We start from the raw sequence: 12,051 nt of genomic DNA on the forward strand, positions 1-12,051 counted from the left end.
AAAAGCATGCTCTCGAATGAAGTAAAAGAAAAATTAATTTCAATTGTAACCAAAGAAAACTTCGATGATTCTAAAATAGAACGTTTAGTATATTCCTATGATGCAACACCAAACTTCCAATCGATGCCGGATGCAGTAGTCAGTCCGCGAAATGCAAAGGAAGTATCAGAGATATTGAAGCTATGTAATCAATATGGAGTTCCGATTGTCCCGCGCGGTTCAGGTACCAACCTTTGTGCAGGCACCTGCCCAACCGAGGGCGGAGTTGTTCTTCTTTTTAAACATATGAACCAAATCCTAGAAATAGATGAAGAAAATCTGACGATTACCGTTCAGCCAGGTGTGATTACGCTTGATTTGATTAATGCCATTGAAGAAAAAGGTCTGTTCTATCCGCCAGATCCAAGTTCGATGAAAATCTCTACGATTGGCGGCAATATCAACGAGAATTCAGGCGGTTTGCGCGGACTCAAATACGGCGTAACGCGGGATTATGTGATTGGGCTTGAAGCGGTATTACCGAATGGCGATATCATTCGCACTGGCGGAAAGCTGGCAAAGGATGTAGCGGGATATGACTTAACCCGTCTGTTTGTCGGTTCAGAAGGAACGCTTGTTGTCATTACTGAAGCAACGTTAAAGCTGATTCCAATGCCGGAAACACGGAAAACGATGCTGGCTCTTTACCAAGATCTTTCTGCAGCTGCTCGTTCTGTTTCGAAAATAATTGCCAATAAAATCATTCCAACTACTTTGGAGTTCCTTGACCAAGCAACATTAAAGGTCGTTGAAGATTATGCGCAAATCGGGCTTCCAACAGACGTTCAAGCGGTTCTATTAATTGAACAGGATGGTCCTCAGGAAGTCGTTGAGCGCGATATAGTTAAAATCGCAGAAGTATGTAAGCAGGAAGGTGCGGTTTCGATTCAAATCGCGGCAACCGAAGAGGAAGCCATGGCGCTTAGAACGGCACGACGCGCTGCACTTTCAGCAATTGCCCGTTTAGCGCCAACGACTATTTTGGAGGATGCAACTGTCCCACGTTCAGAAATTGCCAATATGGTAAAAGCGATTAATGAAATTACGGAGAAATATAATCTGACCATTTGTACCTTTGGTCACGCCGGCGACGGCAATCTCCATCCAACTTGCGCAACGGATGCGAGAGATCATGAAGAGATGGAACGCGTTGAAAAAGCGTTCGCTGAAATTTTTGAAAAAGCAATTGAACTAGGTGGAACGATTACCGGGGAACATGGAGTCGGAGCGATGAAGGCACCGTACTTAGAGTGGAAGCTGAAAAAAGAAGGAATCACTGCGATGATGGGGATAAAACAGGCATTTGATCCGAATAACATCATGAACCCTGGAAAAGTCTTTGCGAAAGACAGCAAGAAACGCGTGGTGATTACAAAATGACAACCTTACTCGAACAACAGAAAATTCAAGAGCAATTCAAGGAGCGGATGAACGAGGACGAGTTGCTAAACTGTATGCGCTGCGGCTTTTGTCTGCCAACCTGCCCAACGTATATCGAATCAGGCTACAAGGAATCCCATTCTCCTCGCGGAAGGATTGCGATGATGAAAGCAGTCGTTGACGGAATCGTCGAACCTGATGAGGATTTTGAACGTTCACTCGAGCTTTGTCTTGGTTGCCGCGCCTGCGAACCGGTCTGCCCTTCTGGCGTTAATTATGGTCACTTACTTGAAGAAGCAAGAGATATTATTAATCAAAATAAAAAACATTCTCTGCCTGTTAGGGTTGTCAGAAAAACGGTATTTGAAGGGTTATTCCCTCACCAAAATCGAATGCGCACGATGGTAGGGTTGCTTGGCTTTTATCAGCGTTCTGGTATTCAAACTCTGGCACGTAAAACTGGTTATTTAGGTCTGTTACCTGACAATTTAGCCACTATGGAAAAAGTGCTTCCGAAAGTACCGACTATGAAAGAAATGAAGAATAGACCTGAACACCTGCCGTCATTGGCGGAGAAGGTTCATCGCGTCGCTTTTTTCAGCGGTTGTTTGATGGATACGATGTTCATGAAGACAAACGATTCAACCATGAAATTGCTGCAATTAGCTGGCTGTGAGATCGTGATCCCGAAAGAACAAACTTGCTGTGGGGCATTGCACGGACACAGTGGTGAAAAGGATTCTGCCAAAGAGCTTGCCAAGAGAAATATTGCGGCATTTGAAGATTTAGGTGCCGACTTTATTATTACCAACGCTGGCGGCTGCGGCGCTTTTCTAGTCGATTATGATCATCTGCTGAAGGATGACCCTGTTTGGAGCAAGCGTGCAGTGGCGTTTAAAGAGAAAATAAAGGATATTTCTGAAATCCTCGTGGCGGTTTCTTTTCATAAAAAAGTGAAATTAGAGCTCCCGCCTCAGGTGATTACTTATCAGGATTCCTGCCATTTGAGGAATGTGATGAAGACAGCCTCAGCACCTAGGACACTACTGGGGGCCATAAAAGGGGTACAGTACAAAGAAATGAAAGAAGCAGATCGCTGCTGTGGGTCTGCCGGAATCTATAACATCGTCGAGTCAGAGATGTCGATGGTCATGCTCGACTATAAAATGGTTCAGGCGAAAGCGACTCATGCGACCACCATCGTAACCGCAAACCCTGGATGCTTGCTGCAAATGCAGCTCGGGATTGAGCGCGAAGGCTTGTCTGGCAAAATGCGCGGTGTTCATATCGTGGATTTATTAGCAGAAGCAGTAAAATAACGTGGAAAAAAGACGATTCGGCGGGTTGCGAATCGTCTTTTTTGTTGCTAATCGCTATGCTGGGGACCATGGGGACGGTTCTTGTGGTTTTCACTTGCCAAATTAAAAACCATGAGAACCGTCCCTATGGTTCTAATATCTCATTTAGCCTCTTTTCCAATGATTATGCTATACTTTAGAAAGTTTGTTTATGAGAGAGAGGTTGCTTTTCTTGGAATTATTAGAGTCAAAAGCGAATGCGAAATCAGCATATTTATATTTTTTTATTATTGGGATTGTTCTTGTAGCCTTTAATTTGCGCCCAGCAATTACATCCTTAGGGCCTTTAGTTGGAATGATTCAGGAGGATGTTGGCCTTGCACATTGGAGTGCAGGTTTATTGATGAGTTTACCTTTAGTGGTTTTCGCCATCATGTCTCCACTCGTTCCCAAAATAGCCAATCGGCTGACAAATGAAATGACATTAATTATCGGGTTAACCTCACTTCTAATCGGTATTTCGATACGGTCGATCCCGATGACCTTTTTCCTTTTCGCCGGAACTCTTATGGCTGGATTAGGTATTGCGATTGGAAATGTTCTTTTACCAGCGGTTGTTAAGGATAAGTTCCCAGAGAAATTCGGCTTAATGACAAGTGTTTATTCCACATCAATGGGGTTAATCGCCTCCCTTGCATCAGGAGTCAGTATTCCTTTAGCAATGGATTTAAACCTTGGGTGGCAGGGTGCCCAAATTGTATGGGCGATACCGGTAGTTGTGGCAATCCTAGTATGGGTCTTTCTTCGAAAACATAACGGAAAAGATTCCAGAGTCATCCAAAAGAAGGCGGGCGCTGACTCTCCTACATTATGGCGTACTCCTCTTGCCTGGCAAATTGCTATTTTTATGGGATTCCAATCCTTTTTATTTTATGTGACGATTTCTTGGTTACCTGAAATCTTACATAGTCATGGAATAAGTATGGGTACAGCGGGATGGATGCTTTCCTTTACCCAGCTAATGGGATTACCCGCAAGTTTTTTCATTCCTGTCCTCGCTGGACGTGCTCAATCACAAGTATGGATCGCATTCATGTTAGGGATGTGTGCAGTTGTTGGTTATAGTGGATTACTGTTAGGCGCATCCTATCCGATTTTAATTGCTAGTATTGTCTTAATCGGAATTGCATTGGGAGGAAGTTTCCCCCTAGCTCTAACCTATATCGGACTGCGGGCACGAAATGCAAATCAAGCGGCAGCGTTATCAGGAATGACACAATCAACAGGTTATCTCCTAGCTGCAGTAGGTCCGTTGTTTATTGGCTATTTATTTGATTTAGCACATTCGTGGACCATTCCGATCATTACCCTGATTTTAGTCTCGGTAGTCGTTATCATATTTGGAATGTTATCCGGTCGAAATAGGTATGTATAAATCACAAAAAACCGAAGGAAAAAATCCTTCGGTTTCTATTGAATACAGATTAATTTTTTAAATCAATTTCAACAACAGCATCTTCTTCTGTTACTGCAACCTCTTCAGATTTACCTTCCGGATCTACCTCAACAGCTTCTTCGGAAGTTTCAGTTTCAACAGTATCTACAACAGGTACGTCTTCAGTAACTTCTTCTGCTACCGCATAGACAGCTGAATTGGACGCCGCATGCGCTTTAGCAGTAGCACTTGCTTTTAAACCAGCTTGTGCCTTTGCTTTGTTAGCAGCAGCTGGGTTTACCTTTTCAACCTCAGTTACTTCTTCATCTTCTTCAACTACTGGTACTTCTTTTGTTTCAGTTTCTGCTTCTACTGCTTCTTCATCAACCACTACTTCTTCTGCAACCTCTTCAGATTCAACTTCCGTTTCTACCTCAACAGCTTCTTCGGAAGTTTCAGTTTCAACAGTATCTACAACTGGTACGTCTTCAGTAACTACTTCTGCTACCGCATAGACAGCTGAATTGGACGCCGCATGCGCTTTAGCAGTAGCACTTGCTTTTAAACTAGCTTGTGCCTTTGCTTTGTTAGCAGCAGATGGGTTTACTTTTTCCTCTTCTTCAACAGCTTCCGCTTCTTCGTCATCCTCAGTTTTTACAATTGCGTCTGTTTCAAAATCGATGTTTTTGGAATCTTCGTCCTCATCTTCTTCATCTTCAATTCTCACAACAGAATCGGAGTCAGCATCTGTTTCTTCTTCTTCTTTTGCCGCGTCTTCTTCATCTTCCGTTTTTGCAGCTACATCACTATCAACTTCAACTGCTTCTTTGGATTCAGAATCTGCCTTGGCTTTATCAGCTTCTGTATTCTCAGTTGTACCTTCCGTTTCAAGATCAATAATGGGAGTTTCTTCAACCGGAACTTCTTCCTTAACGGTCTCTTCCACAACCACATCTTCAGCTTTTTCTCCCTTTCCATGAACAGCTGAATTTGGGGCTGCATGCCATTTTGCATTATCGCTTGCATGAACGCTCGCCTGCGACTTACTTGCCTTTTCTTCCTTTGGTTTTACTTGTACGCTTACTTCATCCTTTGCCTGTACAGCTGGTGCTGCCGGAACAACCGGTTTAACATTCACGTTAACCTTTTCTTTATTAGATTGGTTCACTTGAACAGTTTTTTCTGCTTTGGCGTGATCTGGGCCTGCTGCTTCCGTAAATTGACCTCCAGCAAAAATTCCAAACGATAATGCTCCTGCAAGTACAAAAGATTTAGCAACTTTATTAGGGTTTAAGTAATGTTTCATTTTTAATTCGCTCCTTTTATTATCATGATCCGTGGCTTTTAGCTGCGGGGGACACTGTTAATAAAGGAGCTGCCTGCGGCGGTGGCGATGGCGGAGCATTCACCCATTGAGTATTCATCAAGGCTTGCCGGGAAAGGTATGGCTGGACAAGTTTGAATTCAAAGTAGTGATTCCATTCAAACCATTTATCCAACAAGCTTAAATTATTTATCCCATGATTGACCCGATCATTTGATTGACCCCCTGAACTGTTGCTTCTCTGCGTTTGATTCAGTGCTTGGTTCACCTTAGGTATCTCATCCCTGCTGGCAGGATTTTTCTTTGGCTCCTGCTCAACGGATTCTGGTTTTGTTTTGTCTAAGTCTTCATCTTGTAAATAGACAATATTATCTACTTTTACTGGCTTTACTTTTTCGACTTTACCTTCATTATCAGTATCCTGGATAGAATTTTTAGGATTCACCTTTTCTACTGTATGATTTACCTGGACAGCCTCTGCATGTTCGGGGACATTGACCTGAACAGCCTTCTCGGCCTTCTTTACCACCGACTTCGCGTTTCCATTTGCCTGCTCAGGCAAACTTTTTTCCAAGTCAGTCTGATTTGGAGTATTTTGGGCTGGGAGCTGTTTTGCTTGTGCTTGGTTTTCACGAGCATGTTCAGGAATCGTCTTGTTCAGCGATTGCGCCCCCTCAGCTTTTGCTGGTACTGCTATTGTTTCAGGTTCTGTTATTGATGCCGGTTGTGGTATTTGCGCATGTTCCGGTATTGAAGCCGGAGCTTGTCCCTTTTGAGGACGAAGTTCATTCTTCTCGGCAAAAGCATTATCTGGAAAAAAAATCGCCGCACCAACCAATAGAGCTGATATAAGAAATTGGCGGAAGTGCACTATTTCACCCCCTTTCAATAATTCGTAACGTTCACCGACAAAATTCGAGCAAAGTCTTCGTTTTTTGTCGTCTTTTCTTAAAATCGATTCTTTTCACCCAATTCCCTTCAACTGTATGGGTAATTATTAACATTAAAAAAAGACGATTCGGGGGGAACGAATCGTCTCTTTGTACCTACTAGTTAGACAGCTGCTTTATTTTTTTCAGCATGAGTTTTTGTTGTTTTGCGGATGAATGGAACCACCCAACGGTCTAAACCGTATCGTCCTGCGTTGTAGCCTGCTGTTAAGATGATGAAGCCTAAGAAAATGTCTGTTGGGTTATGAGATACAGTTCCGGCTAGGAAGAAAGAGAAGTTCATCACTAGACCAAAGAACATGGCTGCTGTTGTTAAACATCCAAGCATAAGTCCTAAACCGATTAATGTTTCGCCCCAAGGAACGATGGTGTTAAAGACATCAATGTTCGGTATTGCAAAGTTTTCTAAGAAGTGAACATACCAGCTGTAAACCATGTTGCCATCTGGGCCTTTAACTGGATTTTTGACTGCATTAGCTAAAAATCCAGAAGCGTCGAAGCCGCCTGTAAGTTTATGAAAACCAGCTGTGAACCATGCGTAGCCTAGGTATAAACGAATAATAGCTAAAATAGCTGCTGAGATCTTATTTTCTCTCAAAAATTTGTTAAACATATGTCATTCCTTCTTTCAATATTTGTTTGTTCCTTATACTTACACTATACTCGTTTCCACCGTTAAGAACATGGGTATGTGAACAATTTCACAATACGTTCAAAATGATATGACAGAATGTTGAACAGCGCTAAAAGACAACTATTTTCTCCGCTATCCGAGAGTGTTTTCTGTCATCTGCAAGTATTTTTGGCTATCCGCCAGTATTTCTCGCTATCCGCCAGTATTTCTCACCATCCGCCAGTATTTCTCGCCATCCGCCAGTATTTCTCGCCATCCGCCAGTATTTCTCGCTATCCGCCAGTATTTCTCGCCATCCGCCAGTATTTCTCGCCATCCGCCAGTATTTCTCGCCATCCGCCAGTATTTCTCGCCATCCGCCAGTATTTCTCGCCATCCGCCAGTATTTCTTGCCATTCGCCAGTATTTCTCGCCATCCGCCAGTATTTCTTGCCATCCGCCAGTATTTCTCGCCATTCGCCAGTATTTCTCGCCATCCGCCAGTATTACTCGCCGACCTAAAAAAGCTAGGAGACACTGTCTAGCCCAGTGTATCTCTTAGCTTTTTTTGTGATTTAAAATGATACATATTTTTATCAGCCACTTTTAATAGGTCATCAAGGCACTTTCCATGCTTAGGGTAGAGGGCTGTGCCGATTGAAACACTTATTTTCACATCATTGAAGGACAGCTGTTTCAAATTTTGATGGATTCGCTCCAGCATTTGGTCCAAATCTTCCTTTATTTGAATATCAGGCGATAGAATGAGGAATTCATCTCCTCCCCAACGGGCTACAATATCCGTTTTCCTTACACTTCTCTTCAATTGATTCGTAATCAGAAGTAAATATTCATCCCCCATTTTATGTCCCAAATGATCATTGACCAATTTAAAGTCATTTACGTCGAGAAGTAGAACAGCACCGCTCTGGCTAGTTTGTTCTAACCTAGATTTAATCGTAGTAAATGCAGCCTCAACATATCTTCTATTATAAATTCCAGTTAAAGGATCCTTCTCTGAATAATACTTTGCTTTATCGTATTGCTTGCCAAACCACCAAGCAAGTGGAAGCAATATTGGATATCCAATGTACTCAATCAAGTCTATATAACCATCTCTTAAAAAATAAAAAGCTGTATAGAGTAGATTAATGAAGAAAACTAATAAAAATGTAATGATCCTGCCTTTATATTTCACTTTATCATCATCCTCATTTATTAGATAAAAAATAGTGCATTTTCATATTTTAATAAGCTTAAATTGGTTCACAATACAATTTTACTATAAATATTGGAAAAATAAGTATGAACATTATCAATAGTCAAAAATTCGGCAAACTCTGACTGATTTCTTCCTAACTAATCGTTTGTTTAAAACTACTACAAACCCTTTGGATCAAAGGACTTTTATCTTTTTGTAATAAAGATTTTTGTCGATAAATAGTTACACATTATCCACCTAAAATCCCCTTTTTTCACTAACATCCATATCATACCTGCCTGCTTATTTTTCAAAATTTACTAGAAAAACCTTCAAGATGGAATTTCCTATTCTAGCAGAAAGGAGCTATTTACTAAATTACTAGAAAACATTAAGAGCATTATCCATAGAAAAATGGAAGAAAACAATATCCCTGGAGCCTCTGTAGCTGTCTTTTTTGTAACTCTTTCATTCATAACCTTCTATCGAAAACATCTTTATCTAGACAGATGACACAATGTTCTTTGCCTACATATAGTACATTATTCATGAAAAAATATTGGAGGCGATAGTTTGCTTATACATGTTGTCCGAAGCGGAGAAACGCTTTGGCAAATTGCCAATCGTTATAATGTAAGTATGAATGGAATTATCGAAGGCAACGGCCTTCAAAACCCAAACCAACTGGTGATTGGACAATCGTTAGTAGTACCTGTCTCCGGTACTTGGCATGTCATAAAAAGCGGTGAAACGTTATGGTCCATTTCACAGCAATATGGTGTGAGTATTAATTCGATTATCCAAGCAAATCAAATCACCAATCCGAATGTTTTATATCCGGGGACCCGACTATTGATCCCGTCAAGAATCCACGTTATCCAGCCGGGAGAAACATTATGGCAAGTGGCGAACAGGTATGGAGTCAGTGTTCAATCTCTAATTAACGAGAACCAAATACAAAATCCAAACCTTATTTACCCCGGTTTACAACTAAGAATTCCCGTGCAGAAACCAACCATTGAAGTAAATGCATATTCCTATCAAGCAGACGCTTCAGGTGCCGAGACCATACATGAACTTGGCGACTTTCTTACGTATGCAAGTCCTTTTGCCTACCTTATTAATGAGAACGGGAACTTGCAGCCAGTACGGGATGATTTAATGATTCAAGCTGCCATAGAAGAAAACGTCGTACCAATGATGTCGATTACAAACTTCACCTCAACGGCAGCCGGCTCCAATTTAGCCCATACCATTTTGGATAGTCCGGAATTACGAGAAAGAGTTATTACCAATATACTTCGGATTATGGAGGAAAAAGGATATCAGGGAGTAAACATTGATTTTGAAAATGTATTACCGGCCGATCGGGTGAATTACAATCAATTTCTTCAGATGACCGTTGACCGACTTCATCCAAGAGGCTATTTTGTTTCAACCGCAGTGGCCCCAAAAGTGAGTGCGACTCAAGCCGGTCTGTTATATGAGGCACATGATTATGAGGCACATGGCCGGATTGCAGATTTTGTTGTGCTAATGACCTATGAGTGGGGATATCGGCTTGGTCCGCCGCAGGCGATATCGCCTGTTAACCAGATGAGACGTGTCGTAGAATATGCGCTGTCCGTCATGCCAGCAAATAAAATATTTTTAGGATTTCAGATTTATGCTCGAGATTGGCTTCTTCCCCATGTTCAAGGTCAAGAGGCTGAAACATTCAGTACCCAGGAAGCTGTTGCCCGTGCTGTAAAATACGGAGCAGCTATTCAATATGACACCCTCACCCAATCGCCATTTTTCCGCTACGTCGATGAACAGGGACGCGGGCATGAGGTTTGGTTTGAAGACGCACGAAGTGCCCAAGCGAAATTCGACTTGGCTAAAGAATTCAATCTTCGCGGAATCAGTTACTGGGCATTAGGATATCCATATCCGTCAAACTGGACGTTATTAAGGGATAATTTTAATATTAAAAAGTTAAGTCAATAATATTTTTCAAGCAAAAAAGACGATCCAGAGACCGAATCGTCTTTTTTGTAACTCTATTTATGCAGCTGCTTTGTCTATGTCTTTGCCGACGTATGTCTTAGCTGTTTTGCGGATGAATGGAACTACCCAGCGGTCTAAACCATATTTACCTGCGTTGAACCCTGCTGCTAAGATGATGAAACCTAAGAATATGTCAGTTGGGTTATGAGATACTGTTCCTGCTAAGAAGAAAGAGAAGTTCATTACGAGACCAAAGACAATAGCTGCTGTTGTTAAACATCCTAATAGGAGTCCAAAACCGATTAATGTTTCGCCCCAAGGAACGATGAAGTTGAAGATATCGATGTTTGGCAGTGCAAAGCTTTCTAAGAAGTTCACGTACCAGCTGTAAACCATGTTGCCATCTGGGCCTTTAACTGGATTATTTACTGCATTAGCTAGAAAACCTGAAGCGTCGAAGCCGCCTGTAATTTTATGAAAACCTGCTGTGAACCATGCATAGCCAAGGTATAAACGAATGACTGTTAAAATAGCTGTTGCAATCTTATTTTCTCTTAAAAATTTATTAAACATAAAGCATTCCGCCTTTCAAAATTTACTTGTTCTTTATACTTACACTATATTTGATAGCGACAGTTAATAACATAGGTATAGTGTTAAGGTCACAGTTTGTTTGAAATGTTATGACGGAATGTTGAACAGCTAAGGATCTTCGTTATTTTATATAAAAAAAATCATATTAAATAATTTGTCGAAATTTAGACGTTATTACAAAATAACTTCTTTTTGTCACTCACATTAACGAAACCATAGGCAAAAGAGCACATGGTCACCTACAAGATATATTAAAATCATTTACCCTTTTTTCAATTTTTCTACTTTTTAAATGGCCGTTCACATGATAGAGGGACTATGTTACTATCGATAGGATTTTGAAAAATTGAATTCACAAAAAACGAAACATATATATACGAGGTGTAGGATGAAAGCAAATAAATCAATTCAAAATGAAAACACAAAACTATTAATGGACATCGTCGATTTGAAAATTAAACTTAATGACTTATACAATTCCACCGGTCCCAACACATCCGATTATGTAAGTCTTAAAATCAATCTTGACTGCTTGATGCATGAATATTTTGAAGAAAAAATTGAACAGCTCATTTAAAAAGTAAGGACCAGCTTGAAATGGGCTGGTCCTTACTTTTTCTGATTTATGATAAGATAAAAATTAATTGGCAATGCCCGCTTCACCTATTAAATGGTGACTAGCTCTTTTACTTCTAAATGATAGGCTTCAGAATCAATCTTTTCCTTTTGCGGAGGCTTATTAGCCAATAGTAATTGTCAGCCCACAAATATTGTTCATTTTTCACAAGATCGTACTAGAGGAAGGTACATGAAAGTTGACGTAAGGATTAATTTTCGCCCATGACCTCGCGCTATTTCTACAGATTTATCCATCAATATCCTCCATTTGAACTGGAGTGACCAATCGGACTCAGCAATCGGAATTTCGGTCACTCCAGACTAGTTGCATTGACCCAAATGCTTTTTCCAGATACTGTTCGGTCCCTCCAGACCGCCTGCATTGACCCTAATGCTTTTTCTAGATGCTGTTCGGTCACTCCAGACTGCCTGCATTGACCCAAATGCTTTTTCCAGATACTGTTCGGTCACTCCGGTCTACGTCAAATTAAATTTATTTTTTCCAACCATGTCCTTTTGCTCTTCTTTTCCATATATAAAGGGTAAAAGGAGGTGAATACTAGAGTTAGAGTGGATGAATGTAACAGAATATGAAATTTACTAGAGTATT

General features: G+C 41.0%; 11 protein-coding genes. 6 read left to right on the forward strand and 5 right to left on the reverse strand.

Annotation, left to right across the window (positions count from 1 at the left end; translation table 11 throughout):
* Positions 1-6: 6 nt before the first annotated feature.
* The 3 genes from glcD (at position 7) to QNH48_RS26985 (ending at position 4,152) form a co-directional block, all read left to right on the forward strand.
* On the forward strand, positions 7-1,419 hold the full coding sequence (gene glcD, locus QNH48_RS26975) for a glycolate oxidase subunit GlcD (protein WP_283952752.1): 1,413 nt from the start codon (positions 7-9) through the stop codon (positions 1,417-1,419).
* Complete coding sequence (locus tag QNH48_RS26980; RefSeq protein ID WP_283952753.1) at positions 1,416-2,738, forward strand: (Fe-S)-binding protein; 1,323 nt, start codon at positions 1,416-1,418, stop codon at positions 2,736-2,738. Before glcD ends, QNH48_RS26980 begins: the two co-directional genes overlap by 4 nt.
* Positions 2,739-2,949: 211 nt before the next feature.
* Positions 2,950-4,152, forward strand: a complete 1,203-nt coding sequence (locus QNH48_RS26985; protein WP_283952754.1) for a CynX/NimT family MFS transporter — start codon at positions 2,950-2,952, stop codon at positions 4,150-4,152.
* A 49-nt stretch (positions 4,153-4,201) separates the two neighbouring features.
* Here QNH48_RS26985 and QNH48_RS26990 read toward each other — a convergent pair whose 3' ends face one another.
* From QNH48_RS26990 to QNH48_RS27000, 3 genes are all read right to left on the reverse strand, one after another.
* A complete protein-coding gene (locus QNH48_RS26990) occupies positions 4,202-5,458 on the reverse strand; it encodes a hypothetical protein (RefSeq protein ID WP_283952755.1) in 1,257 nt (418 codons plus the stop codon).
* 22 nt (positions 5,459-5,480) lie between these two features.
* A complete protein-coding gene (locus QNH48_RS26995) occupies positions 5,481-6,347 on the reverse strand; it encodes a hypothetical protein (RefSeq protein WP_283952756.1) in 867 nt (288 codons plus the stop codon).
* Positions 6,348-6,529: 182 nt separating this feature from the next.
* Positions 6,530-7,039, reverse strand: coding sequence for a DoxX family protein (locus QNH48_RS27000; protein WP_283952757.1), 510 nt, complete (start codon positions 7,037-7,039; stop codon positions 6,530-6,532).
* 117 nt (positions 7,040-7,156) lie between these two features.
* On the opposite strand from QNH48_RS27000, the gene QNH48_RS27005 reads away from it, so the two are divergent.
* Positions 7,157-7,561, forward strand: a complete 405-nt coding sequence (locus QNH48_RS27005) for a hypothetical protein (RefSeq protein WP_283952758.1) — start codon at positions 7,157-7,159, stop codon at positions 7,559-7,561.
* Between the two features lie 19 nt (positions 7,562-7,580).
* On the opposite strand, the gene QNH48_RS27010 is transcribed toward QNH48_RS27005, so the two are convergent.
* Complete coding sequence (locus QNH48_RS27010) at positions 7,581-8,237, reverse strand: GGDEF domain-containing protein (protein ID WP_283952759.1); 657 nt, start codon at positions 8,235-8,237, stop codon at positions 7,581-7,583.
* A 576-nt stretch (positions 8,238-8,813) separates the two neighbouring features.
* On the opposite strand from QNH48_RS27010, the gene QNH48_RS27015 reads away from it, so the two are divergent.
* Positions 8,814-10,229, forward strand: coding sequence for a LysM peptidoglycan-binding domain-containing protein (locus tag QNH48_RS27015; protein ID WP_283952760.1), 1,416 nt, complete (start codon positions 8,814-8,816; stop codon positions 10,227-10,229).
* A gap of 57 nt (positions 10,230-10,286) precedes the next feature.
* Here the strand turns inward: QNH48_RS27015 and QNH48_RS27020 are convergent, their stop codons facing one another.
* Positions 10,287-10,802, reverse strand: coding sequence for a DoxX family protein (locus QNH48_RS27020; RefSeq protein ID WP_283952761.1), 516 nt, complete (start codon positions 10,800-10,802; stop codon positions 10,287-10,289).
* 409 nt (positions 10,803-11,211) lie between these two features.
* Here QNH48_RS27020 and QNH48_RS27025 point away from each other — a divergent pair, with 409 nt between their 5' ends.
* Positions 11,212-11,400 (forward strand): hypothetical protein, encoded by a 189-nt coding sequence (locus QNH48_RS27025; RefSeq protein WP_283952762.1) that lies wholly within the window; start codon positions 11,212-11,214, stop codon positions 11,398-11,400.
* Positions 11,401-12,051: the final 651 nt, after the last annotated feature.

The organism is Neobacillus sp. YX16 (assembly GCF_030123505.1).
Taxonomy (GTDB): Bacteria; Bacillota; Bacilli; order Bacillales; family Cytobacillaceae; genus Neobacillus.

What these genes read in the sequence shown, in the direction of transcription:
- glcD (WP_283952752.1), top strand. Translation starts at nt 7, where the DNA reads ATGCTCTCGAATGAAGTAAAAGAAAAATTAATTTCAATTGTAACCAAA.
- QNH48_RS26980 (WP_283952753.1), top strand. Translation starts at nt 1,416, where the DNA reads ATGACAACCTTACTCGAACAACAGAAAATTCAAGAGCAATTCAAGGAG.
- QNH48_RS26990 (WP_283952755.1), bottom strand. Translation starts at nt 5,458, where the DNA reads ATGAAACATTACTTAAACCCTAATAAAGTTGCTAAATCTTTTGTACTT.
- QNH48_RS27000 (WP_283952757.1), bottom strand. Translation starts at nt 7,039, where the DNA reads ATGTTTAACAAATTTTTGAGAGAAAATAAGATCTCAGCAGCTATTTTA.
- QNH48_RS27005 (WP_283952758.1), top strand. Translation starts at nt 7,157, where the DNA reads ATGTTGAACAGCGCTAAAAGACAACTATTTTCTCCGCTATCCGAGAGT.
- QNH48_RS27020 (WP_283952761.1), bottom strand. Translation starts at nt 10,802, where the DNA reads ATGTTTAATAAATTTTTAAGAGAAAATAAGATTGCAACAGCTATTTTA.
- QNH48_RS27025 (WP_283952762.1), top strand. Translation starts at nt 11,212, where the DNA reads ATGAAAGCAAATAAATCAATTCAAAATGAAAACACAAAACTATTAATG.